Source organism: Rhodococcus sp. MurmanLake-1 (assembly GCF_056945715.1).
The window spans coordinates 193,585-218,620 of the sequence record NZ_JBWZNF010000010.1; the positions used below are offsets into that span (position 1 = coordinate 193,585).

The following is a 25,036-nucleotide window of genomic DNA, read 5'->3' on the forward strand; positions in this document are numbered from 1 at the left end:
TGCCAAACGACCGAATGTTCGGTTATTAATGTAAGAGAGCGAGAAGGAGCGAATGTGAACACCCTGCACGTGGACGAGCGCGAGGATCGCGTCGTGGTCACCCTCGACAGGCCCGCGCAACGCAACGCGATCAACGCGGAAATGATCGACGAACTGCATCAGGTTTGTGGACGCCTCGAACGGGATCCGAAGCTGCTCCTGCTTGCCGGGCGCGGAGACCACTTCGCGGGCGGCGCTGACATCGCGGAGCTCCGAGCGCGCGGACGAGAGGAAGCGTTTGCGGGTATCAACCGGACCCTGTTCGACCGTATCGGAAAGCTCCCGCTGCCCACCGTGGCCGCCGTGAGCGGCTATGCGCTCGGCGGCGGGGCAGAGTTGACCTACGCCTGCGACATTCGCATCGCGACAACGACGGCGGTCTTCGGTAATCCCGAGCCCAATCTCGGCATAATGGCAGCCGCCGGCGCCAGCTATCGGCTGCCGAAGCTCGTCGGAGTCTCGATCGCGAAGCAAGTGCTCCTCGGTGCCAGGAACCTCGACGCCGAGCAGGCGCTACGAGCGGGCCTGGTTGCCGAGGTGACCGAACCGAACTGCCATGTCGACGCAGCGCATCGGCTGCTCGACCGTATTTCCCGACTGTCCCCGCTGGCACTGCGATTGACGAAGATCATCGTCGACGCGCCGGGATCGCATCCGTTTGCCGATGACATCGCCCAAGCTGTCCTGTTCGAGAGTTCGGACAAGCACGATCGCATGACGGCCTTCCTGGAGAAGAAATCATGACTGAAGCAGTTGCACCGAAGACCGTCGGAGTCATCGGCGGTGGACGTATGGGTGCAGGTATCGCCCAGGTGTTCGCCGGTCTCGGCGGGGCGGTCACCATCGCGGAGAGCGGCGACGCCGAGGCAGCGTTACAGCGTGTTTCCACCGGCCTCGACCGCGCCCACGAGCGAGGGAAACTCGGCGACCAGGATCCCGCGACGGTCCTCGCGCGCGTGAGCGTCGTAGGCGCAGTGAGCTCCTTACCCCCGTCGCTCGACCTGATCGTCGAGGCGGTCCCGGAAATTGCGGCCCTCAAGGTCGAGGTGCTCGCCGCTGCGGAAACCGTTGCCGGAGAACGCACCGTGATCGCCAGCAACACCAGTTCCATGTCGATCGCCGAACTCGGCGCAGCGCTGACGGATCCGAGCCGGTTCATCGGTATGCACTTCTTCAATCCAGTCCCGGCGTCGCTGTTGGTCGAGATCGTCCGGGCGCCTCAGACCCGCCCCGAGGTTGTCGACTCGGTACGGGCATGGGTGTCGATGCTCGGCAAGGCCGAGGTGCTCGTCAACGACTCACCTGGTTTTGCAACCAGCCGGCTTGGCGTCGGTCTCGGGCTCGAAGCCATCCGCATGCTCGAAGAAGGTGTGGCGGACGCGGAATCGATCGACCGGGCCATGGAATTGGGGTACCGGCATCCGATGGGGCCGCTTCGTTCGACAGACCTGGTCGGGTTGGATGTGCGCCTGGCGATCGCCGAACACCTCGCGAGCACTCTCGGTGATCGATTTACTCCTCCAGCATTGCTGCGAGAGAAGGTGGCTCGCGGCGAGTTGGGGCGCAAGACGGGACAGGGTTTTCACACATGGAGCTGAACCGAACTGCCTGCGAAAGGAACATCGATGACTGACGTGATCCGCTTGGAGATCGAGCGAGGTTTGGCGACAATCACTCTCGACCGGCCTGAGGCAGCCAATGCCGTCAACGGTGAAATGAAGTCTCAGCTGCTCGAAGCGTTGCTGCAGGTCCGCGCGGACGCAGGCGTTCGAGCGGTGTTGATTCTCGCCGAAGGCAAGAACTTCTGCGTCGGTCAGGATCTGGGCGAGCACGCGGCAGCGTTGGATGCTGATCCGGCGCACGCGATGGATACCGTCGCCGCGCACTACAACCCCATCGTCACGGCGCTGTCGACGCTCTCTGTCCCGGTAGTGGTGGGTATCGGTGGGGCCTGCGTCGGGGCCGGGTTGGGAATCGCGTTGGCCGGAGACATCCGGGTCGTGGGGGCTCGCGCGAGCTTTGCGACGGCATTCACCGGCATCGGTCTGGCCAGTGACTCCGGGCTCAGTCATGCGCTCGTGCACGCGCTCGGACCCAGCCGTGCCAGTGGCCTGATGTTGCTCGGCGACAAGTTCGACGCGCAGAGCGCACTGGAGTGGGGATTGGTTCATCGCGTGGTGGCCGACGATGACGTCGCAGCTGAGGCTCGGATACTCGCGCGTCGGCTTGCCGACGGACCCACCGCGGCCTTCGCTCACGTGAAATCGCTGATCCGTGCCGTTGCTCCTGGGCTTTCCCAGGCGCTGGAGGCGGAGGCGAACGCGCAGGTGGAGCTGGGTTCCACGGCAGATCATCAAGGCGCAGTCACGGCTTTCCTGTCGAAGCAGAAGCCGGTTTTCGAGGGCCGCTGATTTCTGGTGCGTCGAAAGATTCTCTTGTGCGCTGGGACACCTCGGTGCATACTAGTTACCAACCGATCATTCGGTAATAAAAGGTAGGTACGATGACCAACGTGGAAGCTCCACAAGACCTGCAGAACCTGTTCGACGAGACGATCGCGGCAGACCAGCGCATCGAGCCTCGCGACTGGATGCCGGACGGCTACCGCAAGACTCTGATTCGTCAGGTTGCCCAGCATGCCCACTCCGAGATCATCGGAATGCAGCCCGAGGGAAACTGGCTCACCCGTGCGCCTTCGTTGCGACGCAAGGCGATCTTGATGGCGAAGGTCCAGGACGAGGCCGGGCACGGTCTGTATCTCTACTCCGCGGCCGAGACGCTCGGTGCCGATCGTGGCGATCTGACCACCAAACTGATCGAGGGAAAGCAGAAGTACTCCTCGATCTTCAACTATCCGACGCTGACCTACGCCGACGTGGGTGTGATCGGCTGGCTGGTCGACGGAGCCGCTATCTGCAATCAGGTTCCGCTGTGCCGCAGCTCCTTCGGGCCGTATGCGCGCGCGATGATCCGCGTATGCAAGGAGGAATCGTTCCATCAGCGGCAAGGCTTCGAGTTGTTGGCGACAATGATGCGCGGCACGGAAGCTCAACGTGCGATGGTGCAGGAAGCCGTCGACCGATGGTGGTGGCCCGCTCTGATGATGTTCGGACCGCCGGACGACGAATCGCCGAACACCGAGCAGTCGATGAAGTGGCGCATCAAGCGGCACACGAACGACGAACTGCGGCAGCGATTCGTGGACATGTCGATACCGCAGGCCGAGATACTCGGTGTGACCTTCCCTGATCCCGACCTGCGCTGGAACCCCGAGCGTGGCGCACACGATTTCGGTGAGCCGGACTGGAGCGAATTCATGGATGTGGTCCGCGGCAACGGAGCGGCGAGCGTCGAGCGGATCACCAATCGGAAAGCCGCACACGACAACGGGGCCTGGGTTCGCGACGCCGCCTACGCCTTTGCACAGCGCGAGAGACTCGCGCACGATCGCACGACTGGGGAAACATCATGAGCGAGAACGATCAGGTACAGGGCGATCAGGTGCGGGGCGAATGGCCTTTGTACGAGGTATTTCTGAGGGGAAAGCGCGGACTGAACCACGTGCATGTCGGATCCCTGCGCGCGGCAGACGACCAGATGGCGCTACGCCACGCGCGCGACGTCTACACCAGACGTAACGAAGGCGTGAGTATCTGGGTCGTGCCATCCGCGAAAATCGTGGCTTCGAGTCCGGCAGAAAAGGATCCGTTCTTCGCGCCGAGCGGCGACAAGGTCTACCGGCACCCGACCTTCTACGACATTCCGGACTCCGTTCCGCACATGTGAGAATCACTTCGACTTCGAGGACCAACAGATGAACGATCACGACAGTGCCTACGACGGCCTGGTCGACGGTGACGGCCACGGTCAGTGGGCGTTCGGAACCAGCTTCGACGACCCCCTCGCCGGAGTCGACACCACGGTGTCAGGCGACGTCGATCTCGGTGCGCTGGCGCGCTACTGCCTCATGCTCGGTGACGACGCGCTCGTCAGTTCGCAACGACTCGCCGAATGGTCCACGCGAGCACCGGAACTCGAAGAAGAGGTAGCTCTCGCCAACGTCGGCCTGGACTTGATCGGGCAGGCCAGGCTGCTGCTGGCTCGCGCGGCAGCAGCCGATTCCACTGTGGTTCCGTTCATCTCGGATACGTCGCCGGTGCCGGCCGAAGATGCGCTCGCCTTCTTTCGTGATCAGTTCGGGTTCCGCAACGTGAGACTGGTGGAACTCGCCAACGGCGACTTCGCGCACACGGTCGTTCGGCTACTCGTGTTCTCGACCTGGCGGCTGGCGCTGTTCGATCGGCTGCGCATGTCGCGCGATCCGGTTCTCGCAGCTGTGGCGAACAAAGGTGTCAAGGAACTGACCTATCACCGCGACTACGCGGCAAGATGGGTCGTCACCTTGGGCGCCGGCACGGCAGAATCCAAGCGTCGGACGGCCGCCGCCCTGCTCGAGATCTTCCCGTTCGTGGACGAACTCTTTGTTCCCACCCAGGACGAACTCGTTTTGGCAGAAGTTGGCGTCGGAGTGGATCCGCGTACTGTTCGGCCGGAGTTCGACGCTGTTCTTGCCCAGGTCCTCCATGCGGCCGAAATGGAAGAGCCCCCTTCACGTTTCTCCGGTTTCGTCGGCGGCCGCGGCGGACGTGCCGGACTGCACACCGGGGCGCTGGGACTACTTCTTGCCGAAATGCAGAGCGTCGCTCGGGAGCACCCGGAAGGGGTGTGGTGACCGTGGCTGCCACCACCGTCTCTTCCGCGCAGGAGATCGTCGCCTCGGTGATGGATCCGGAGATGCCACTGCTTACTCTGGCCGACCTCGGCGTCATCCGATCGGTCGACGTCGAAGCGAACTTCGTCTGTGTGACAATCACTCCCACCTATTCTGGGTGCCCCGCAATGGCGACGATGCGAGACGACATCGAGCACAAACTGACCGACGCCGGATACGGCAGCGTCCAGATCAAGACTCAACTGTCGCCGCCTTGGAGTTCGGATTGGATCAGCGAAGAGGGGCTCGCGAAACTTCGGACGGCTGGGTACTCCGTGCCGGGGGCAGCGCCGCGCCGCACCTCGGGGCCGATCGCATTGACCTTGACGGCCAAGCCCCGCGACATCCTCTGCCCCCAGTGCGGTTCGGCAAACACCAGACTGAGTTCGGAATTCGGTGCGACCCTGTGCAAAGCGCTGTATCGCTGCCTCGACTGCCTCGAGCCGTTCGATCACGTGAAGGAGATCTGAACAGATGAGTACCGCAACGACGAACCGGAACAAACCCTTTCACCCGTTGACGGTCGCCGGTGTCGAATCACTGTGCGACGACGCAGTTGCCGTCACCTTCGACGTGCCTGCCGATATCGCCGATCAATTCGATTTCGGCGCCGGGCAGTCACTGACACTGCGGCGGATGATCGACGGCGTCGAACACCGTCGTTCCTACTCGATCTGTGCACCGGTAGGGGCGTCTCCACGTGTGGGGGTTCGCGAAGTAGCAGACGGGCTCTTCTCCACCTGGTTGGTGCGCGACGTCAAGGCCGGGGATCAGATCGACGTCCAGGGCCCTTCGGGCAATTTTGTCGCCGATCCGGCATTGGGTGGACGGCACGTTCTGATCGCGGCGGGCTCTGGCATCACGCCCATGCTGTCCATCGCTGCAACACTTTTGGCGAACCCCGAGGCCGATGTCACCCTGCTGTACGGGAACAGGCGTACTCGTTCGGTGATGTTCGCCGAAGAAATCGCCGACCTGAAGGACCGGTACGGTGCACGCCTGGACGTCATTCACGTTCTCTCTCGCGAGCCGCGGGAGGTCGAGTTGTTCTCGGGCCGTCTCGACGCCGACCGGTTGCGTGAGATCTTCACCTCTCTCGTGCCGTGCGACCAAGTGGACGGCTTCTGGTTGTGTGGCCCCTTCGGGATGGTCAACGACGCCCAGGAAGTGCTGGCCGGCTTGGGAATTGCCAAGGACCGCATCCATCACGAGCTGTTCTACGTCGACGACGTCGCTCCGCCGGTCGCAGTGCATCGTGAGCGCGGAATTGTCGGACCGAGCAGCGAGGTGACTATTACTCTCGACGGTCGATCGACCACCGCGACGTTGCCACGCGACCAGTCGATTCTCGATGCGGCCGAACAGTACCGCTCGGATCTGCCCTTTGCCTGCAAGGGCGGAGTGTGCGGAACCTGCCGCGCCAAGGTCACCTGCGGTGATGTCGAGATGCGCAGGAACTATGCACTCGAAGACTACGAAGTCGACGCGGGTTTCGTGCTCACCTGCCAGACCTTTCCTGTCGGTGAACAGATAACAGTCGATTTCGACGCCTGACCGCCCGCACAGCGCCCTCACTGAGCCCACCGGAGACAATCATGACCGAACTCGCCACTGCTACTTCGCAAGAAATCGAATTTGCCAGCCGGGACCGCATTTCGACGCTCCAACTCGAGCGGATGCAATGGTCACTGATGCACGCGTACACCAATGTTCCGCACTACCGCAAAGCTTTCGACGACGCCGGCGTCCACCCGAGCGACTTGAAGGATCTGAGCGATCTCGCGAAGTTCCCCTTCACCACCAAAGCGGATCTGCGTGAGAACTATCCGTTCAAGATGTTTGCGGTGCCCCAGGACAAGGTCTCGCGAATTCACGCGTCTTCGGGGACCACCGGTCGCCCGACGGTGGTGGGGTACACGAGCAACGACCTGAACAACTGGGCCGATCTCATCGCGCGCAGTCTCTCGGCCGGCGGCGTGCGGTCTTCGGACAAGGTGCACGTGGCTTACGGGTACGGTCTGTTCACCGGCGGGTTGGGAGCACACTACGGTGCGGAGCGTTTGGGCTGCACGGTCATTCCCATGTCCGGTGGCATGACCGAGCGGCAGATCCAACTGATCGAGGACTTCGAACCCGACGCGATCATGGTGACGCCGTCGTACATGTTGACCATCGTGGATGCGATGATCAAGAAGGGTATTGATCCTTCGAAAACCTCGCTGCGGGTTGGAGTTTTCGGAGCGGAGCCGTGGACCGAACAGATGCGTACCGAGCTCGAACAACAACTCGACATGCACGCCGTCGACATCTACGGACTCTCCGAGATCATGGGCCCGGGCGTGGCAATGGAATGTGTGGAAACCAAAGACGGGCTCCATATCTGGGAAGACCACTTCTACCCGGAGATCATCGACCCGGTCACGGGTGAGGTGCTGCCGGACGGAGAGGAAGGTGAGCTCGTTTTCACCTCGCTCACCAAGGAAGCGCTGCCTATCATTCGCTACCGAACCAGGGACCTGACCCGTCTGTTGCCCGGGACGGCGCGCTCGATGCGACGGATGCAGAAGGTCACCGGCCGGACCGACGACATGATCATCCTGCGTGGGGTCAATCTGTTCCCCACACAGATCGAAGAACTGATCCTGACGGTCCCCGCCCTCGCGCCTCAATTCCAGTGTGTGCTGGAGCGTCCGGGTCGTATGGACACCCTGACAGTGCGCGTCGAGGCTCGCCCAGACGCGGCAATTTCGGATCATGCGGCAGCGTCGTCTGCATTGCAGAAGCTGGTGAAGAACAAGATCGGTGTCACGGTCGAGGTAAACGTTCTCGAACCCGGCGGACTCGAACGCTCGATCGGTAAAGCGCGTCGGCTGATCGACCAACGCCCGAAGGACTGAAATTACTCCAGGGCCATGCGGGTGGCGAAGATTCCGAGAATGCCACCAGCTAGCCACTTCTGAGCCCGCATCCACACCGGACGTGCCACGAGGAAGGTCGACACGGCCGCCGCACAGCACACGATCAACGCATTGACGGTGACTGCGACCAGGATCTGCACGCCGCCGAGTACGAGTGCCTGTTGCCAGACCGGGCCCGCAGTGGGATCGACGAACTGGGGGATCAGGGCCGCGTACATCAGCGCAATCTTGGGATTGAGCAGATTGGTGGTCAACCCCATCCCGAACAGACGGCCGCTACCGTGGCGGTCGACTTCGCCCACCTCGAAGGCGGACTTTCCACCTGGTCGAAGGGTCGACCAGGCGAGATAGGCCAGATACAGGGCGCCGCCGATTTTCACCGCGGTGAACACCGTGGGTACGGCGAAGAGAACCGCTGTCAGTCCAGCGCACGTGGCGGCGAGGTAGACCAGGAAACCGGTTGCGACTCCGCCGAGCGAGATCAAGCCTGCCCGGCGGCCCTGGCTGATGCTGCGTGACACCAGGTAGATCATGTTGGGGCCCGGTGTCAGAACCATCGCCAGGGCTATCAGCGCGACTCCCGTCATCGACGCTGACGTGATCATGTCGGTCTCCCACTACTCGGTACGTATGTTTCGTCGAGTACACAAGGGATTACCGTGGCGCGCCAAGGTCCAGTTCGCAGGCAGTGGTCCGCTCAGGTATTGGCCCAGCTGTCGGGCCCGAAGACCTCGTAGTGGATATTCTGTGCCGGAACATCCCTTTCGAGCAACGATGCGCGCATCGCCAACATGAACGGCATCGGCCCGCAGAGGAAGGCTTGGGTATCGGGCTCCACTGCAATGTCCTGCAAATCCGCCCGTCCTTCGTGAACCGATCCGAACGCCACGTGCGTGCCGAGATCCTCGTACCAACGATGCAAAGTTGCGGCGGGAATCTTGTCGACGAGTGTGCTGAGTTCCGCGCGGTGAGCATGGTCCGCGATGGATCGATCAGCATGAATGACAGAGACCGAACGCTCAGCGCCGGTGTCCACGAGATGATTGAGCATCCCGATCATCGGTGTGCAACCGATTCCGGCCGACGCGAGTAGGAGAGGTGAGTTGTCATCCGGCATGGTGAGATCACCGAAAGGCGTGGTGACGGAGAGTTCCTGACCTTCGAATACGTTGTTGTAGAGGAAGTTCGACACTTCGCCATCAGGAGTACCGGAGATTCGCTTGACGCTGATCCGCCAGTCTGCGCTGCTCGGTATCGAACACAGGCTGTATTGGCGGATCTGGCGAGCGCCGTCGGGCAGCGTAACCCCGACCGAAAGATACTGTCCGGGCGCGAAGGTGGGGAGTGCACTGCCGTCTAGCGAAGTGAGCGTCAGTGAGACGGTATCGGCGGACTGAAGAACTCGTTCGCTGATCCTGACCGTGCGCCAGACGTCACCGGCGTCGACGCCGGCGAGTTGGTAGAGGCCACGCTCCATCGTGATGAGGGTTTCCGCCATCAGCCAGTAGACTTCGTCCCAGGCTGCTGCGACGTCGGGAGTGACTGCATCGCCTAGTATTTCGACGATCGCGGCAAAGAGGTGTTCGTGCACGATTGCGTACTGGTCGGGCGTGATTCCCAGCGACGCATGCTTGTGCGCGATGCGTGAGAGTATGAGATCGACCTTGGCGCTGTCCGGCTCGAGCTGAAGCGTCGCGAATGCCGCGATGGCGCCGGCGAGAGCCTTCTGCTGTTCGCCCTGTTTCTGATTGCCGCGATTGAACAAATCACGTTCGAGTTCAGGATGTGCGTCGAACATCCTGCGGTAGAACAGGGTTGTGATATCGCCGATGGCGGCGCCGACCACGGGAAGGGTGGCGCGAATGACCTCGGTTGACTGTGGGGAAAGCATGAGCTGCTCCGTTCGGTCGAAATTCGATTGATCAGCCTGCTTCGTCGCTCCGGGTGGTGAGGCGTAGCAGGACAGTTTTGGACGGCTGCCGGATGACGTCTTCGATCGTGACCGCGTCGAGTGAAACGAAAAACGCTTCCTGTGCTTCGCGCAAAGCGCTCCGAAGGAGGCAGCCGCCGCGAAGTGGGCACGGTTTGTCGCCTTCGCAGTCGACGACTTCACCCGGGCCTTCGAGGCGTCTGGCCAGCCAGCCGATGGTGGCGGTGCGGCCGAGTTCGGTGATGGAAAGCCCACCGCCGCGACCACGCCTGGTTGTGACGATGCCAAGCTCACCGAGCCGTGTAACCACCTTGGTGGCATGGGAGTACGACACGTTGAGCTGCTGCGCAACATCCCGGGTACTGGGGGAGGCATCCGCGTCGAGTACGGCCAACCGCATGACGACGCGCAATCCCAGATCGGTGAACTGCGTCAGTTGCATGATCTGAACCTACATAATTCGCATCTGAGATGACTATTTATGTGAGGGGGATCTCGAGGGGGCCCAACCAGGGCGAACGGTACGTTCGGCGCCTCCAGTGCGCTGAACGTACCGTTCGCTCAGAGTCGGGCGGCCGAACCCCCGGCAACGACGCCGAGAAAATGGGGTGCTCGCCAACCTCGCGCCGCAAAGTCGCGGCTCACCGACGCGATGACCTCCGCATGACTTCCTTCCGGAACCAATGCGATGGCCGAACCTCCGAATCCGCCGCCGGTCATCCGCGCACCGATCGCGCCGCCGCGTCGTGCTGCGGCAACGGCGACGTCGAGTTCTTCACACGAGACCTCGAAGTCGTCGCGCAACGACGCGTGAGAATTGTCGAACAGCTCGCCGACGTCGCTGAATCTGTTGCTGCGCAGAAGCTCTGCGGTCTTCCGTGTCCGTTCGATCTCGGTCACGACGTGCCGTGCCCGCGCCCGGAGGATCGGGTCTCGCACTGTCTCGGCTTGGTCTGCAGAAGCCTCTCGCAAGCTGCCGACGCCGACAGCTGCTGCTGCATCGACGCATTGAGAGCGTCGCAACCCGTACTGTCCGTCTGCGAGCGAGTGTTTGACCCGAGTGTCGATGACGATCAGTTCGTACCCCGCACCGTGGAGTTCGAAAGGGATGGGTTCGGTGGATCCGTCCAGGCAGTCCAACAGGAGCGCAGTCGAGGGTCGGGCAAAGAGGGCAATGGTTTGATCCATCCCGCCGGTCGGTGCGCCGACGCCGTCGTTCTCCGCCTGGATGCATATCTGTACCAGCTCATCGCGGGTGAATGGTGAATCGTGAAGTTCATTGACGGCCAACGCAACCGAACAGGTTAGGGCAGCGGAACTCGACAGCCCGGCCCCGACCGGTACCGACGAGTCGACTGCCAGATCGATTCCTCCGAGCGGGAGGCCTCGGCGCGCAAGAGACCACAGAACGGCTGTGGGGTAGGCGGCCCATCCTGCTGCGATGTCGCCGAGGGGCCCGGTGTATGTCTCGTCGGATTGCCGACTGTGCACGCGGACGACCCCGTCGCTGCGCAGTGCGACGGCAACCAGCGTTCGCTGCTCGAGAGCGACCGGTAGGCACAATCCACCGTTGTAGTCCGTGTGTTCACCGATCAGGTTGACTCGACCGGGTGCCGCCCAGGCTCCGGTTGCCGGATAGCCATAGGCGTCGCGAAACTGTTGGAGCGCAGATTGTTTCGAGACGGTATCCACTATTTCAACTCCCGTAGGCGGGCCGCGACTGCCTCGGGAATGGTGTCGTTCACCCAGGCGCCCATGGCGGACTCGGACCCGGCGAGGTATTTGAGCTTGCCTGGTGCGCGCAAGATCGAGAACAGCTGAAGATGCAGTCGACCCAGAGGTCGGTCGATGCGGACGGGAGCTTGGTGCCAGGCCGCGATGTACGGTACCCGATCGACGCCCGGATAGAAGCGATCGATACGGCGCAGGAGATCTTGGTAAACGACCGCAAGCTCTTCGCGCTCTTGGTCGTTCAACGAGGGAAGGTCCGGGACGTCTCGGTGCGGTGCCAGGTGAATCTCGATGGGCCATCGTGCGGCGGTCGGGACGTAGGCGCTCCAGTGATCGCCGTCGTAGATCAACCGGGTCCCGTCCTCGCGCTCGAACGCCAGAACATCGGCGAGCAGTGAGCGACCGGTGCGCTCGAAGTGTTTGTCCGCCTGCGTCAACATCGATCGGGTGCGTGACGTGACATACGGGTATGCGTAGATCTGTCCGTGTGGATGGGTGAGTGTCACCCCGATTTCTTCGCCGCGGTTCTCGAAGCAGAACACCTGTTCCACAACCGGATCCGCCGACAACTCTTCGGTCCGAGAAATCCATGCACCCACAATCGTACGCATGCGTTCGAGTGGAAGCTCGGCGACGGACGCCGTGTGATCGCTCGAGAAACACATCACTTCGCAGTGGCCGACAGCTGGGCGATCACCCACTCCGTCTCCGGGACTGTCAATGGCTTCCTCGGACGCCGCGGCAAAACTCGGAAACCGATTCTCGAACACCGCGACGTCGTAGTCTCCGTCGGGTATCTCTGTGGGCGTGCGGGTTTCGTTGGTCGGGCACAATGGACATTCGGCTGCGGAGGGGAGATGCGTCCGTGTCATGCGATGCGAAGCCATGGTGATCCACTCCCCGGTGAGAACGTCGAACCTCATCCGAGACGAGTGGTCGAGAGCCGGCAATTCGCGGGAATCTCGCGCAGAGTGGGCGCGGGTACGGCCGGCATCGTCGAAGTAGAAGATCTGGCGCCCGTCGGCGAGGGTACGACGGGTCGGATCCTGCTTGAGTGTCATGCGTCGACTTCCCATTCCAGAACACCCTTGCTGACAACGGGTTTCCACACTCCGATCGTGGATCCTGTTTCCAGCGCTGCGGCATGGGCGCCCAACATGACCGAGATGGACGCCCAGATCGGACCGCCGTTGTCAGTGGCGTCCGACGCATACTCGGTCACACAATGATGGAGTGCGCCGTTGCGTGTGTCCACGAAGTAGTGGTACTCGTCCAATCCGGCAAAGGGAACGAACGAGGGGATGAACATGGTTGCGGCAGTGCCTGCGTCGCGTTGATCGTGTCGATCCATCTCGTCCTCGGCGTAGAGGTCCGGATTCTCGTAGATCGTCTCGTCCCACGTTTCGAGCAGAGTGAGACGAACTTCGGTTGCGACGTCGATGGGGTAGAAGAACTTGTCGGGAAGCACGCTGCCGAGAAAGAGCCCGGTCCGGTCGTCGTGGGTCAGGCTGCCGTTGTGCACCCGATACAGCTCGCGAAGTTCCTGGGGCCACGTGACGCCGGTCGACGCTTCGAATTCCTCGATAACGGCGTCACCGAGCCCTGGCTGAAACGCTGCAGCCGTCACCGGTGCGTGTGTACGGCACCACGCTTCGATTCGGCTCCATTCGTTTGCAACGCTCATGGGCTTTACGATACGTCCGAGTCAGGACCCGTGAATCAGGTACTGCAGTGTGTCCACGAGCTTTCGGTCCGAAGCCTCGGACTTTCGGCCGGTGATTCCCGATCGGAGAATTGCGGAACCCTCGAGCAGGCTCACGATGGTCTGCGCTGCCGCGCCCAGGTCCGCCGCATCCAGATCCGGTTGTGCACACGCAACAGCGCGCTCTACGTGTGCGATGTACTGCGCGTAGAAGTCTCGAACCACGACCGCCACTTCTTGGTCCGCCGCCGCAATGGCCCATACTTCGACGTACAGACGCACCGTGGCCTGGTCGTCCTGTTCTCCGAGCAGGACTCCGATGAAGTGTTCGGATTCCTCACGGGAAAGACTCTGATCCGTATCCGTGACGACGGCAAGGCGATCCAGTGAGCGGGACAATGCCCGTGACATGACTGCGCGGATGAGATCTGCACGGGTGGGGTAGTAGTGCTGCAGGTGCCCCACCCGCACTCCGGCTGCGGCTGCGAAATCGCGCATCGCCGAGTTGGCATTGCCCTGCGTGGCGAGGACCTGTTCTGCTGCGTCGAGAAGTGCTTCCGCGCGGGCGGCGCCCTTGGAGGGGGTCATGCCCGCAATACTGCCACCCCGAAGCTCTCCAACTCGGAGACGGTGCGGCGCGGGTTCGGAAGCGACTCGGGGAAAGTGACTCCAGGCTGGGCATCGTCGGCCAAGGCTTGTCTGACGGCAAGTGCGCCGCCCACCGCGGTGAGGTGAGCTTGGCCCTGCGGGTCGACGATTGTTGCGCTTGTCGTGCCGCTCGGGCCGGTGACGTCGATGCGTACTTGCGCACTCCCGCCCTTGCCAGGCGAGTACAGGAGTCCGCGTCGTAGCGGTGTGAAGCGGTCGCCGCGACCCCAACGGAACAGACCCACCTTCTTGGCGGCGAGCAGCGCAGTTGTGGATGCATGCGAACTGAAACCTATTCGAGTGCTGGCAGTTTCGGCGCCCAGGGTCATGGGGAACGTGAATTGTTCCGGAGTGTCGATTCTTCCGACCTTGGTGCGCGATCCGGGGAAGTCGACCCAGCGTGTATCCGTCAACGGGCTGACGGTGATCGGGTTTCCTTGCTGCATCACCTCGAAATCCTGGCCGAGGCGATCAATGAAGTCGACGGAGTCGAGCCCGGCAATGTCGTTGACGTCGTAGCGAATCGAGACGTCGATCGTGCTCGCGCCACCTAGTTCCTCGGCCAGCGCTGCGGCGACGATATTGGTGACTCCGCCCATCCATCCAGACGACAGGTACACCGGTGCGCTCGGCGACTTCTGACCCGCCAGAGTGGCGGCGCGAGCGACGCGGGTTGTCCAGCGGGTGATGTCCACGTAGGGAATTCCGGCCTCGACGGCGGCGGACAGAACACGATCGTGGGGATCGTTGACCGTCGACACGACCGCGCGTACGGACGCGTCGAAGGGCGTCGGGTCGAGGAGGTCCCAGCGGCGGACGGAAGCGCCGTGACGGCTGGCCAGTTCGTTGCCGCGCTCGGGGGTGCGTCCGGTGAGGAGTAGTGGGAAGTCGGGGGCGAGCAAGGCGGTCAGGGCGCTGCCTACGGTTCCGTATCCGCCTGCCACGAGGATCGGGCCGTCGGCTGAATACTGCAATGAATCGGTCATGCACTCAACTCTAGGTCAAATGACCTAAAACGTCGAATGGGGTCTTTCCAGTGCTCAGTCCCGGTGTCGCACGATGTTGACGACGTTGCCGTCGGGCGCCCGGACGAGGAATCGGCGAACACCCCACTCTTCGGTCGTAATGGGGTGCACGATTTCGTAGCCGCGCCTTCGGGCCTCTTCGTAGGCGCCGTCGACGTCGTCCGTGTGGACGGAGATGACCGAGTCCTCGGCTGCAGTGGCGTCGTGCGTGACGAGTTGTACGTTCGCGCCGGTGTCGGGAGAGGTGTAGCGAGCGACCCACCCCATGTTGAACTCTTCGGTGCTCAGACCGAGATAGTCGGAGTAGAAACTCTTGGCGGCTCCGACATCGGCGACTTTGAGATTGGCGGTGATGCGTCGTGCACGCATGTGGTTCTCCTACCCTCGGCAACAGATGTGCTCGATGATCGTCCGAAAGCGGAGTCATGTCGACTGTGCCGTCCGAAGATGCGGGCTAACTGGCTGATTCGATCTGTCACTGCGGATCGAACGAGCCCACGGTGCCCCACCGGGAGAAGGGAAGGACGATCAATTGAACCTTGCCGATGACATTGTCGATCGGCACCGTTCCGCTCAGTTCGTCCTTGATATGGAATCGTGAGTCTTTGGAGTTGCCGCGATTGTCACCCATCACCCACAAGTTCCCGTCCGGAACGGTAATCGGACCGAAATATATTCCCTGACAGGGGATACCGTTACCTGGGATGCGATTGTCGATGTACGGCTCGGTCAGTGGCTTGTCATTCACTCGAAGCCCCTCTTCCTCGGACAGGCACTGCACGGTTTGGCCACCGACCGCGATTACCCGCTTCACGAGATCGTTCTCGTCCGGCGGGACCAAACCGACGATGGATCCGAGACCTTGAAGTGCCCGGACCACCGAGTTGTCCGATCGAATGGATTGATACTCGTCGTTCCAGGATTCGGGTCCCTTGAACACGACCGCATCCCCAGGCTGTGGATCCCCGAATCTATAGCTGATCCGGTCGACGAAAATCTTGTCTCCGGTGCAGCCAGTGCATCCGTGAAGTGTCGGTTCCATGGACTCCGACGGGATCAGAAATATACGTCCGACGAAGTTCTGAATGACAACACTCAGAACGAGTGCGACCACAACGAGGATCAGAATCTCACGCCACAGTGGACGTTTTCTCGGGTGATCAGGCGTCGTCGATTCAGTCGAGTCTTCGTGGGCATCGGATTCCGTCACATTCCCGACAATAGATGGCGCAACCAGTCGGCGGCCCGATACCGACGTTCTCGATTCGAGGGTCTACTTTGTCGGCCGATTTGCTTCAGAATTGGATCACATCACCCACACGGATCTGGTCGGGATCGGCAATCCACGCATTCATGACCCAAACATCCTGCCAACGAATACCTTTCGCAGCGGCAAGGTTGAACAACGTATCGCCCTCGGAGACTGTCACCGTGTTTCCCGCTGTGCCAGGCTCGGCCGCGGCCGACGCTACCGTCGAGGGAGTCGGGGAGGTCGAATCAGGGGTGGTGCCGCCCCAACCTAGGTAAGCGCCGCATACCGGCCACGCGCCGATGCCTTGAGCTGAGAGGGTTGCTTCCGCGGCCGCGACCTGATCGGCTGTCGACGCCAAGTCGGCGCGAGTCGGTGCACCTGCCGGTTTGTATGCATCCCACGTCGACTGCGTGAATTGAAGTCCGCCGTAGAAGCCGTTGCCGGTGTTGATGTTCCAGTCGCCGGAACTCTCGCACATGGCCACCTGCGACCAGTCGTGCGCACTGGCTACGCCGGTGTTGACGATTGCGCCGCCAATTGTCAGAACGCCTGCTCCTGCGGCTATCGTGACGAATCGTTTGGTGTGAGAACGTTTGTTTTTCCGGTGGTTTCCCATGATATTTTCCTTGATCGGTCTGACGGGACAGCGATCTCGGCTCGGCGTGCGGCTCGAGTGTTCTGCTGCATATCGCGGTAGACGAAATCGTCAGTGCTGAAATGTGATTGAGGTGGACAGACTGTGAAGGTCTCGTCTCCAGATTGCAGTTCGGAGGCGTGACTAGATTCGCGGTCTCACACGCTTGCCGACAACGGCTCAATTACCCGGTTACATACCTGTTTTGTGGACCGACACAAAACGTCGGTGTACTCGGTGCTGAGCGGAAACAGGTAGTTGAACAGGCCATTCGACCCATGTGCAGACGAGCACCGATTGGCATGCTGAAACAACACCGAAACAGGGTCTCTCCGAGATTCAAGCTTGCGGCACGCCGGCGCCTCCTGTTGATCGATTGGCGCACCCTTATGAGGGAGATGTGTCGCGCCCCGGGCCGCTGTCTGCGCCCCGGGATGAGCCCTCCTGCGGAATCCAGAGAATCGGATACCGCGGGAGGGCATTCTCTCGACCTTCGATTGACCGCACGAAAACCGGACGTTTGGGGGACAATGATCTGGGGCGATCACCTGGGGCGAGAAGTCGAGGAGATGTACATGTCCGAGGCCAAATCCGAAAGCACCGAGTCTCTCGCTGGAACGACACCGCCGGCAAAGACACCGCCGGCCAACACACCGCCGACGGAGCCGTCGAAACAATCGGTGCTCAGGCGGTACTACCCGGCTGCGGTGCCCGTCATCCTCGGCTTGATCATCTATTTCATGCCGGTTCCGGACGGTGTGGACCCCAAGGGCATGCATATGCTCGGAATCTTCGTCGGCACCATCGTGGCGTTGATTTTGCAACCACTGCCGACGGGTTCGGTGGCGCTGGTGGGCCTGTCGATCGCCATGATCACCCAGACGGAGACGCCGACAGAAGCGTTGTCCGGCTTCAGTAACACCACGATCTGGCTGATCGTCGCGTCGTTCTTCATCGCCGAGGGCTTTCTGGTCACTGGGCTCGGCAAACGGGTTGCACTCATGTTCGTGACCAAACTCGGCAAGTCGAGCCTCGGATTGTCGTACGGAATGGCGTTGACGGACTTGATACTTGCTCCGGCGACACCGTCGAACACCGCCCGCGCCGGTGGCGTCGTCTATCCGATCATCGTCTCACTGAGCAAGTTGGAGGACTCCAATCCCGAGCCCGAGGACTCTCGCAAGAAGCTCGGAGCATATCTGCTGCTCACGTCGCTGCAAGTCAACGTCGTGACCTCCGCGATGTTCATCACCGCCATGGCGGGTAACCCCGTCGCCGTCGATGCGGCTGCCAAGATCGGCATCGACATCTCGTGGGGCAAATGGGCGCTGGCAGCATCGGTTCCGGGAATTGCGAGTCTCATCGCGATCCCGTGGGTGATGTCGAAGATCTTCCCGCCCACGATGTTGAAGACTCCGAAAGCACCCGAGCAAGCCAGGGAGGAACTGCGCAAGGCAGGTCCGATCAGCCGCAACGAGAAGATCATGGCCGCCACCTTCGTTCTGCTGCTGGTGCTCTGGTGCCTGGGCTCGCAGCTCAACGTCAATGCCACTACAACAGCATTTGTCGGAATCGGCATCCTGTTGGTGACCAAGGTGCTGACGTGGAACAACCTGGTGCACGACACCGGGGCTTGGCAGACGCTCGTGTTCTTTGCCGTTCTGGTCGGTATGGCAAGCCATCTCGAAGAACTCGGCGTGATCTCGTGGATCGGAACCCAGGTCTCCTCGAGCGTCGACGGTTTGCCGTGGATCTGGGCTTTTGCGATCCTGACCTTGGTGTACTTCTACGCGCACTATCTGTTTGCGTCGAACACCGCGCAGATCGTCGCGATGTACGCGGTGTTTCTCGGCGCGGCGGTGGCAACCGGTGCACCGCCGCTGTTCTCGGCCCTGGTATTCGGCTTCATCGGCAGCCTGTTCGGCGGTATCTCGCACTACGCTTCCGGTCCGGCCGGAGTGATCTACGGTTCCGGATACATCAAGACCTCGGAATGGTTCCGAATCGGTTTCGTGATGAGCGTCGTGATCATCCTGATCTGGACGATCATCGGCGGCGCGTGGATGAAGCTGATCGGCGCCTGGTGAGGCTCAGTTGTCCTTGCGCCGCAATCCGAATCGCATCGATTCCTTGTTGACAGCGGCAATCGCGGTCAGCGGTATCTCCGCGGGACACACTTCTGCACATTCACCGTAGGTCGAGCACGGCCCGAAATCGGCCTCCATCTGGTGCGACATCGCTCGGGCCCGCTTGCCACGTTCGTTGCGGCCCTGCGTGACGAGGGACAGGTGGGTCAGTTTGGAACCGGTGAAGAGGTGCGCGGCACCGTTGGGGCAGGCTGCCACGCAAGCGCCGCAGCCGATGCACGCGGCGAAGTCCAGTGCAGCTTCGGCACTTTGATGCGAGAGTGGCTGACTGTCCGCGTCCGGTGCAGTTCCCGCATTGACCGATACATAGCCACCGGCTTCGAGGACCCGGTCGAGAGCCGAACGATCGACCACGAGGTCGCGGACCACCGGAAAAGCGGCGGAGCGGAACGGTTCCAGTTTGATTCGGTCACCGTCGGAGAAGCTGCGCAGGTGCTGACGGCACGTGGGAGTGTTCGCAACCGGCCCATGGGGAACGTCGTCGACCGTGATGCCGCAGGACCCACAGATCCCTTCTCGGCAGTCGGAATCGAAGGCGATGGGTTCGTTGCCGCTCTCCACGAGTTGGTCGTTGAGTCGGTCGAGAAGTTCCAGCAGTGACATCTCCACTGTCGCGTCGTTTACTTGGTAGGTGTCGAATGCACCGGACGAGTCCGGTCCGGATTGGCGCCACACGTCCACGGTGATTTTCATACGTAGTTCCTCGTCTGCAGTGGAACAGCGGTGAAGGACAACGGCTCGTCGTGTCGAATGTGTCTGCCGTCCTTGGCGGTTTCCCACGCGGAGACGAAGCACCAGTCCTGATCGTTTCGCTGCGCTTCGCCGTCGGGAGTCTGATGTTCGGCACGAAAGTGGGCTCCACAGGACTCGTCACGATCGAGAGCGTCGACGCACATCAGTTCGGCGAGTTCGAGGAAATCGGCTACCCTGCCGGCCCTTTCCAGCTCCTGGTTGAACTGGTTTCCGCTGCCGGCGACTCGTAGGTTCGACCAGAAATCGCCTCGTAATGCTCGGATTTCGGAGATGGCCTTGGTCAAGCCTTCGGCCGTTCGGGTGACACCGCAACCCGCATAGAGGATCTCGCCCAGTTGTCGATGAAACCTGTCGGGGCCATGTGTTCCGCCGACCGAGAGCAGCAGGTCCACCCGACCGCTCACGTCACTGAGCGTCGACGTCACAGCGGGATCGGAAAGTTCGAGAGGTGCTGATCCGAGCAGCGGCGCAAGATAATTCGGAATCGCGTACGGGAGGGTGAACCAGCCGTCGACGCATGCCGAAAGCAGCGAATTGGCGCCGAGGCGGTTGGCCCCGTGGTATCCCCACCCTGCCTCACCACCGACGAACAAGCCGGGGATGGAGGTCATCTGGTCGTAGTCGTTCCACAGTCCTCCCATGGTGAAGTGGGCTCCGGGGGCGATGCGCATCGGCACCGTATAGGGGTCTTCGCTGGTGGCATCGCGATACATCGAGAACAGATTTCCGTACCGCTCCTCGATGGTCTTGCGGCCGAGCCGTGCCAATGCGTCGCGGAAATCCAGGTACACACTGTTTTTCAGAGGACCGACGCCGTGACCGGAGTCGATTTGCTCGCGGGCGGCCCGTGAAGAGACGTCGCGGGGAGAGAGGTTCCCGAACGCCGGATATTTGCGCTCGAGGTAGTAGTCGCGCTCATTTTCGGGAATGTCGCCTGGTTCGCGATCGTCTCCGGGCTTGGCCGGTACCCAGATCCGGCCGTCGTTGCGTAGTGATTCGCTCATCAGAATGGTTTTCGACTGCCACTCGGAGTTGACGGGAAGTGCCGTCGGATGGAATTGGATGAACGAGGGTGAAGCAATCAGCGCGCCGCGTCGGTGCGCTCGCCATGCGGCGGTGGCGTTGGAGTTCTTCGCAAGTGTGGACTTGTGGAACACGGTGCCGTACCCGCCGGAGGCCAGTACGACGGCATGGCCTGTGGTGGCGCCGATCTCACCGGTCACGAGATCGCGTGTGACTATCCCTTGTGCTCGGCCGTCCGAAACGATGAGATCGAGCATCTCGGTTCGGGTGTGGAGGTTGACCGTTCCGGCTGCGATCTGACGTTGCAGTGCCTGCGACGACGCTATCTGCAACTGCTGGCCTGTCTGCCCGCGCGTGTAGTACGTGCGCGACACCTGTACGCCGCCGAAGGATCGGGTGGCGAGAGTGCCGCCGTACTCACGGGCGAACGGTGCTCCGATGGCATTCATGTGATCGATGACGCGTACGGATTCCTCTGCGAGTCGGAAGCAGTCGGCCTCGCGGCCGCGGAAATCGCCGCCCTTGACGGTGTCCTTCACGAAGCGGGCGAGACTGTCGTTGTCCACCTTTCGGGCACGAGCGGCGTTGATGCCGCCCTGCGCGGCGACGCTGTGTGCACGGCGCGGTGCATCGTGGAAGGTGAAGGATTCGACGTGGTAGCCCAGTTCACCAAGTGAGGCGGCGCAGGCCGCGCCGGCGAGTCCGGTACCGACGACGATGACCGTGAACTTGCGCCGGTTGAGCGGGCTGACGAGCTTGTAGTCGAGTTTGCGAGTGGGCCAGGCTGTCTCCGGATCGCCGGCTGGGACCTTACCGTCCACCGGCGTCCCGATGCTGCGCAGATCGTCGAGTTCGAAGCTGTTCACTTATGACGCTCCTGTCTTCGAGATGACGCCGGTCATCACCGCGATGGGGATCGACATGTTTCCGACCATCACGACGAGCGCAAAGATTCCGGAGAGTGCAACGGCAATCTGGCGCAGCCGTTGGCCGGTCACGCCGAGATCGTTGACCGCACTCCAGAGTCCTTGCGCGAGATGCATTGCCAGCAGAGCCATCGCGACGATGTAGAACGACGCCACCAGTGGACGCTCGAAGCTGGCGATCAGGTTGTCGTATGCGTAACTCTGCGTGCGCGTGGCTGCTTCGTACTCGGCGCTGCCGATGGGTCGGGTTCCGGTCGTGAGGTCGAGTATGTGGAAGATGACGAACAGCAGCAGCACTGCTCCGGTGACGGGCATTGTGCGCGCGGTAAAGGACTTGATTCCCAAGCCTTTACGTCGAAACTTCCCTCGAGCTCGGCGGCCACGGACGGTGAGCAACCAGGCGCACCAGACGTGTGCGACCAATGCCGCGAGCAAGACGATGCGAAGAATCCACAGAAGTCCCTCGTATGGCAGGAAGGGTTCGAACACTGTGCGTAGCCAGTGTGCGTAGTCGTCGAAGTGATCGGCCCCGGTGTAGACCTTCAGGTTTCCGATCATGTGGACGAGCACGAAAGCGGCGAAGATCAGTCCCGTCACGGCCATCAGAATTTTGCACGTGATATTGGACGGCCGCGGTCGAGCGCGAGGTGAATCGCCGGTAGCTCGCGATACACGGGTCGGAGCACTCACAGACAAACCTCCCACGCCAGACTTGCCGGACAGGTGCCGTCAGCCTAAGCCCGATCGAGGTTTTCGGCCAACGGATCGGTGCCCGACTTGTCTGTTAATGCAGGTGAATGGGAGTGTAGGGGTGCTCATTACCCGAAAGTAAGGAACCTGTGAACGATGTTTGACTCGACGTGGCGACGGTGGTCATGGCGCGCCGGAACGGCATCGGCCCTGGCAGTGGCCTTGTTTGCGGTGGGGTCGCCGGCTGGTGCGCAGGAGACCGTCGACCTGGCCGACGTGTTCAACCCGTTGGTCGTGAAGGCACTTCAAGGCGCTGATATCTCTACCGAATTGACGCCACTCGGGCTCTCGTCCGACGATCCGTGGTTCGACGAGCCCGAAATCGAGCCCGGCACCGCCCCCGGAACTCTTCTCAAAGCGCGTCCGGTCAGTGTTCAGGTCTACCAGGTTCGGCCGGACGTGGTCTCGGCTCACCAACTCATGTACACAACCACTGATCACTTCGGTCGCCAGGTGATCAGTACCGGAATTCTGATGATCCCCGAGGACGGAACTGCGCCAGGCGATCGCAAGATCATCGGATATGCCGAAGCGAACGACAGCCTGGGTGCGAACTGCGCACCAAGTCACCAGTGGACCGGCGGCAATCAGAGCGACCCGGCGATGTTCTCGGCTCTCGGCCCGGTGGCCCAGATGTTCGGTCACGGTTGGGCAGTGATGATGAGCGACGTCGGCAACGACGGCGACACTGCTCCCCATCCGTTCTCGATCGGACAGTTCTCGGGCAAGGCAACGCTCGACGGCGTTCGGGCAGCACTCGCGCTTCCGGAGGCCGGTCTCGAATCAGACACCCCTGTGGGCATCTACGGTGTCGCCGGCGGCGGTGTCGCAGCGGGCTTTGCCGCGGAACAGGCGCATGACTACGCGCCGGAACTGAACGTGCAGGCCAGCGCCATCCAGGCGATGATGATCGACCCGGCAACCTTCGAGGAGACGGCGGCCGGTGGGATCGGTTCCGGCTTCGTCTTCTCGAGCATTCTCGGATTCGACGCGGGCTACCCCGGCGTTCGGCTCGACGATCATCTCACTCCGATCGGTCACAACGTCGCCGCAGCATTCCGCGCGTCCTGCCAGGCGCTCTACCTCGGACTCCCGTTCGTTCCCTTCGACGTCCTGCTCACCAACCCGGCGCCCCGAACGATCCCGGCACTGGCCGCGGCGTACGCGGACAACACGTTGGGAAAGCAGGCGCCGGCCTCGAAGCTTCTGATTTCTTCCTGTGAGGACGACTTCCTCGTTCCCTTCAGTGAGGCAGAGCAATTGGCGCAGACATATCGAGCAGACGGCGGCGACGTGGACCTGCTCCCGTCGCAGTGCGGGCCGCTCGATTACGTGACCAACCTGTACAAGACGGTGACCGATCAGCTGGGTATGCAGGACATCGCCTGGCTGGCGAAGACGTTCGACGAAGCCGAAGGGAAATGAGTATGCGGAAGTCTTTGACACGCAGGGATTTCGCGCGCACAGTTCTCGTCGCTTCGGCAGGCATCGGCGGTGCGGTCGTACTGGGAGGCCGGGCGTCTGCGGGTACTGGTGAACTCGACAGGTACCTCGACCTGGAAGCGGTGAACGCAAACGCCGAAGCCGCGGGGGGTCTGCATCCTTCACTGCCGTCGGATTCCGCGACGCTGCGGAGTTTGGTCGATACCGCCCGAGCATCGGGAGTGGCTCCGCACCGCTATCAGACACTGCTCAAGCAGTACTGGCTCGCAGTCGGGACGGAGTCGGCAGGTATCGATCTCGCTTCGTGGACTCCCTTCGACGGTGTGCACGCGAATCTCGGAAACCTCACCAACACTTTCCAGTTCTACGAGCGACTGCAGCTCGAGCATCAAGAACTGCAGTGGGCAGGCATGGGCGGAATGGTCGGGCCCGCTTTTGCCGGTGGACTCCTCGACTTGGACTACGGGCGGGTTGTGCTGGAAGTCCAAGCGATCAGCGAAGCGATGGCACTGGTGTGGCGAGAGATCGACCGCATCGGGTCGCCGGTCGCAACGTCGATGGGAGCACCCGAGGACGTTGCGGCGCTGCTCCAGGTCGGCCACGACATCCGCCCCGAGGACGTGATGTGGTTCCAGGGGAAAGTGATTGCGATGAGCAAACACATCTTCTCGGATCTGATTCCCATGCACATGGCGTGGGTTCACGACGGTGTCGACGGCATCGCCGAACTCGATCGGGCAGGGCTGCTCGACGAGAACGCCCGTATCGCGTGGGACAACATTGCTTCGGGGACACCGGAGTCGGTCTTCGACGGCAATGTGCGTCTGCTGCGCCGTGAGCAGTACCAGTCGGTGGGTGATCAGTGGGACGAGGCGAAGGCCTACCGCGGCAGCGTCGGTCGCTCGTTGACCTACCTGACCACCTTCGCTGCATCACCGTCCATGCCTGGCGTCGTACCGCCGCGTGAGTCGAACCCGCTCTCGTTCGCGGTGAGCAATGCCGTTGTGCAAACACCGCTTCCGGACTTCAACTGGGCGGACCGGGACGGTCGTTGGACCTACATCAACGGTCAGCTGCTCCCGGTCTACAACAACCTGATGAACAATCAACCGGAACTGTGGCGAGTGACGCTGGCAGCGCCCGTCTCCGTTCGGATAACCGAGCAGAGAATGATCGCTCGCTTGCCGGACATGTTGCGGTCCATGCTCGCAACTCTGGCGATCACGGTCAACTGAACTCGGCGGTGGGGGGGGGGGGGGGGGAGACACCCCCCCCCCCCCCCCCCCCCCCCCCCCCTCCCCCCCCCCCCCCCCCCCCCCCCCCCCCCCCCCCCCCCCCCCCCCC

Annotated in this window: 26 protein-coding genes; 12 read left to right on the top strand and 14 right to left on the bottom strand. The window is 62.0% G+C overall.

From position 1 onward, the window contains the following. Window positions 1-54: 54 nt before the first annotated feature. The 9 genes from AC2ETI_RS25070 (at window position 55) to paaK (ending at window position 7,707) form a co-directional block, all read left to right on the top strand. Window positions 55-783, top strand: coding sequence for an enoyl-CoA hydratase/isomerase family protein (locus AC2ETI_RS25070; protein WP_483634557.1), 729 nt, complete (start codon window positions 55-57; stop codon window positions 781-783). Further along, window positions 780-1,637, top strand: coding sequence for a 3-hydroxyacyl-CoA dehydrogenase family protein (locus AC2ETI_RS25075; RefSeq protein WP_019745760.1), 858 nt, complete (start codon window positions 780-782; stop codon window positions 1,635-1,637). The genes AC2ETI_RS25070 and AC2ETI_RS25075 overlap by 4 nt, the downstream gene beginning before the upstream one ends. 27 nt (window positions 1,638-1,664) lie before the next feature. Further along, a complete protein-coding gene (locus tag AC2ETI_RS25080) occupies window positions 1,665-2,450 on the top strand; it encodes an enoyl-CoA hydratase/isomerase family protein (RefSeq protein WP_070795521.1) in 786 nt (261 codons plus the stop codon). 92 nt (window positions 2,451-2,542) lie between these two features. Next, complete coding sequence (gene paaA, locus AC2ETI_RS25085; protein ID WP_007730621.1) at window positions 2,543-3,511, top strand: 1,2-phenylacetyl-CoA epoxidase subunit PaaA; 969 nt, start codon at window positions 2,543-2,545, stop codon at window positions 3,509-3,511. Continuing rightward, entirely contained in the window at window positions 3,508-3,825 is a 318-nt protein-coding gene (gene paaB / locus AC2ETI_RS25090) for a 1,2-phenylacetyl-CoA epoxidase subunit PaaB (RefSeq protein ID WP_020909477.1), read from the top strand. The genes paaA and paaB overlap by 4 nt, the downstream gene beginning before the upstream one ends. A gap of 28 nt (window positions 3,826-3,853) precedes the next feature. After that, complete coding sequence (gene paaC / locus AC2ETI_RS25095; protein ID WP_483634558.1) at window positions 3,854-4,771, top strand: 1,2-phenylacetyl-CoA epoxidase subunit PaaC; 918 nt, start codon at window positions 3,854-3,856, stop codon at window positions 4,769-4,771. Window positions 4,772-4,821: 50 nt separating this feature from the next. Then, entirely contained in the window at window positions 4,822-5,280 is a 459-nt protein-coding gene (gene paaD, locus AC2ETI_RS25100; protein ID WP_069145762.1) for a 1,2-phenylacetyl-CoA epoxidase subunit PaaD, read from the top strand. Between the two features lie 4 nt (window positions 5,281-5,284). Continuing rightward, window positions 5,285-6,364 (top strand): 1,2-phenylacetyl-CoA epoxidase subunit PaaE, encoded by a 1,080-nt coding sequence (paaE, locus tag AC2ETI_RS25105; RefSeq protein ID WP_019745755.1) that lies wholly within the window; start codon window positions 5,285-5,287, stop codon window positions 6,362-6,364. A gap of 41 nt (window positions 6,365-6,405) precedes the next feature. Further along, entirely contained in the window at window positions 6,406-7,707 is a 1,302-nt protein-coding gene (paaK, locus tag AC2ETI_RS25110; protein ID WP_019745754.1) for a phenylacetate--CoA ligase PaaK, read from the top strand. Between the two features lie 2 nt (window positions 7,708-7,709). On the opposite strand, the gene AC2ETI_RS25115 is transcribed toward paaK, so the two are convergent. From AC2ETI_RS25115 to AC2ETI_RS25165, 11 genes are all read right to left on the bottom strand, one after another. Further along, a complete protein-coding gene (locus AC2ETI_RS25115) occupies window positions 7,710-8,333 on the bottom strand; it encodes a LysE family translocator (RefSeq protein ID WP_019745753.1) in 624 nt (207 codons plus the stop codon). A gap of 92 nt (window positions 8,334-8,425) precedes the next feature. Then, the gene (locus tag AC2ETI_RS25120) at window positions 8,426-9,619 is read right to left on the bottom strand and encodes a globin domain-containing protein (RefSeq protein WP_046379469.1); all 1,194 of its coding nucleotides are present in this window, start codon (window positions 9,617-9,619) and stop codon (window positions 8,426-8,428) included. Window positions 9,620-9,650: 31 nt separating this feature from the next. Beyond that, the gene (locus AC2ETI_RS25125) at window positions 9,651-10,100 is read right to left on the bottom strand and encodes an RrF2 family transcriptional regulator (RefSeq protein WP_003943059.1); all 450 of its coding nucleotides are present in this window, start codon (window positions 10,098-10,100) and stop codon (window positions 9,651-9,653) included. A 119-nt stretch (window positions 10,101-10,219) separates the two neighbouring features. Beyond that, window positions 10,220-11,350 (bottom strand): galactokinase, encoded by a 1,131-nt coding sequence (galK, locus tag AC2ETI_RS25130; protein ID WP_483634559.1) that lies wholly within the window; start codon window positions 11,348-11,350, stop codon window positions 10,220-10,222. Then, a complete protein-coding gene (galT, locus tag AC2ETI_RS25135) occupies window positions 11,350-12,450 on the bottom strand; it encodes a galactose-1-phosphate uridylyltransferase (protein WP_483634560.1) in 1,101 nt (366 codons plus the stop codon). The genes galK and galT overlap by 1 nt, the downstream gene beginning before the upstream one ends. Further along, window positions 12,447-13,073: an SMI1/KNR4 family protein gene (locus tag AC2ETI_RS25140; protein ID WP_020909470.1), complete on the bottom strand. Its 627-nt coding sequence runs from the start codon at window positions 13,071-13,073 to the stop codon at window positions 12,447-12,449. Before AC2ETI_RS25140 ends, galT begins: the two co-directional genes overlap by 4 nt. Window positions 13,074-13,094: 21 nt before the next feature. Next, entirely contained in the window at window positions 13,095-13,679 is a 585-nt protein-coding gene (locus AC2ETI_RS25145; protein ID WP_021345843.1) for a TetR family transcriptional regulator, read from the bottom strand. Continuing rightward, window positions 13,676-14,725 carry a saccharopine dehydrogenase family protein gene (locus tag AC2ETI_RS25150; RefSeq protein ID WP_070795525.1) on the bottom strand — a complete coding sequence of 350 codons (1,050 nt, stop codon included), beginning with the start codon at window positions 14,723-14,725 and terminating at the stop codon, window positions 13,676-13,678. Before AC2ETI_RS25150 ends, AC2ETI_RS25145 begins: the two co-directional genes overlap by 4 nt. A gap of 54 nt (window positions 14,726-14,779) precedes the next feature. Beyond that, window positions 14,780-15,133, bottom strand: coding sequence for a glyoxalase superfamily protein (locus AC2ETI_RS25155; protein WP_069145420.1), 354 nt, complete (start codon window positions 15,131-15,133; stop codon window positions 14,780-14,782). Between the two features lie 106 nt (window positions 15,134-15,239). After that, window positions 15,240-15,974 carry a signal peptidase I gene (lepB, locus tag AC2ETI_RS25160; RefSeq protein WP_483634561.1) on the bottom strand — a complete coding sequence of 245 codons (735 nt, stop codon included), beginning with the start codon at window positions 15,972-15,974 and terminating at the stop codon, window positions 15,240-15,242. 85 nt (window positions 15,975-16,059) lie between these two features. Further along, window positions 16,060-16,632, bottom strand: a complete 573-nt coding sequence (locus AC2ETI_RS25165) for a LysM peptidoglycan-binding domain-containing protein (protein ID WP_483634562.1) — start codon at window positions 16,630-16,632, stop codon at window positions 16,060-16,062. A gap of 593 nt (window positions 16,633-17,225) precedes the next feature. Between AC2ETI_RS25165 and AC2ETI_RS25170 the strand changes: the two genes are divergently transcribed. Continuing rightward, window positions 17,226-18,737 carry an anion permease gene (locus tag AC2ETI_RS25170; RefSeq protein WP_047889067.1) on the top strand — a complete coding sequence of 504 codons (1,512 nt, stop codon included), beginning with the start codon at window positions 17,226-17,228 and terminating at the stop codon, window positions 18,735-18,737. Window positions 18,738-18,740: 3 nt separating this feature from the next. Here the strand turns inward: AC2ETI_RS25170 and AC2ETI_RS25175 are convergent, their stop codons facing one another. From AC2ETI_RS25175 to AC2ETI_RS25185, 3 genes are read right to left on the bottom strand one after another with little or no spacing between them, the layout of a single operon-like run. Beyond that, window positions 18,741-19,490 carry a succinate dehydrogenase/fumarate reductase iron-sulfur subunit gene (locus tag AC2ETI_RS25175; RefSeq protein WP_020909463.1) on the bottom strand — a complete coding sequence of 250 codons (750 nt, stop codon included), beginning with the start codon at window positions 19,488-19,490 and terminating at the stop codon, window positions 18,741-18,743. After that, window positions 19,487-21,439 carry a fumarate reductase/succinate dehydrogenase flavoprotein subunit gene (locus AC2ETI_RS25180; RefSeq protein ID WP_021331731.1) on the bottom strand — a complete coding sequence of 651 codons (1,953 nt, stop codon included), beginning with the start codon at window positions 21,437-21,439 and terminating at the stop codon, window positions 19,487-19,489. The genes AC2ETI_RS25175 and AC2ETI_RS25180 overlap by 4 nt, the downstream gene beginning before the upstream one ends. Next, window positions 21,440-22,189 carry a succinate dehydrogenase cytochrome b subunit gene (locus AC2ETI_RS25185; RefSeq protein ID WP_070795529.1) on the bottom strand — a complete coding sequence of 250 codons (750 nt, stop codon included), beginning with the start codon at window positions 22,187-22,189 and terminating at the stop codon, window positions 21,440-21,442. Window positions 22,190-22,345: 156 nt separating this feature from the next. Between AC2ETI_RS25185 and AC2ETI_RS25190 the strand changes: the two genes are divergently transcribed. Beyond that, complete coding sequence (locus AC2ETI_RS25190) at window positions 22,346-23,674, top strand: lipase family protein (protein WP_483634563.1); 1,329 nt, start codon at window positions 22,346-22,348, stop codon at window positions 23,672-23,674. A 2-nt stretch (window positions 23,675-23,676) separates the two neighbouring features. Further along, window positions 23,677-24,927 carry a Tat pathway signal protein gene (locus tag AC2ETI_RS25195; protein ID WP_483634564.1) on the top strand — a complete coding sequence of 417 codons (1,251 nt, stop codon included), beginning with the start codon at window positions 23,677-23,679 and terminating at the stop codon, window positions 24,925-24,927. Window positions 24,928-25,036 lie beyond the last annotated feature (109 nt).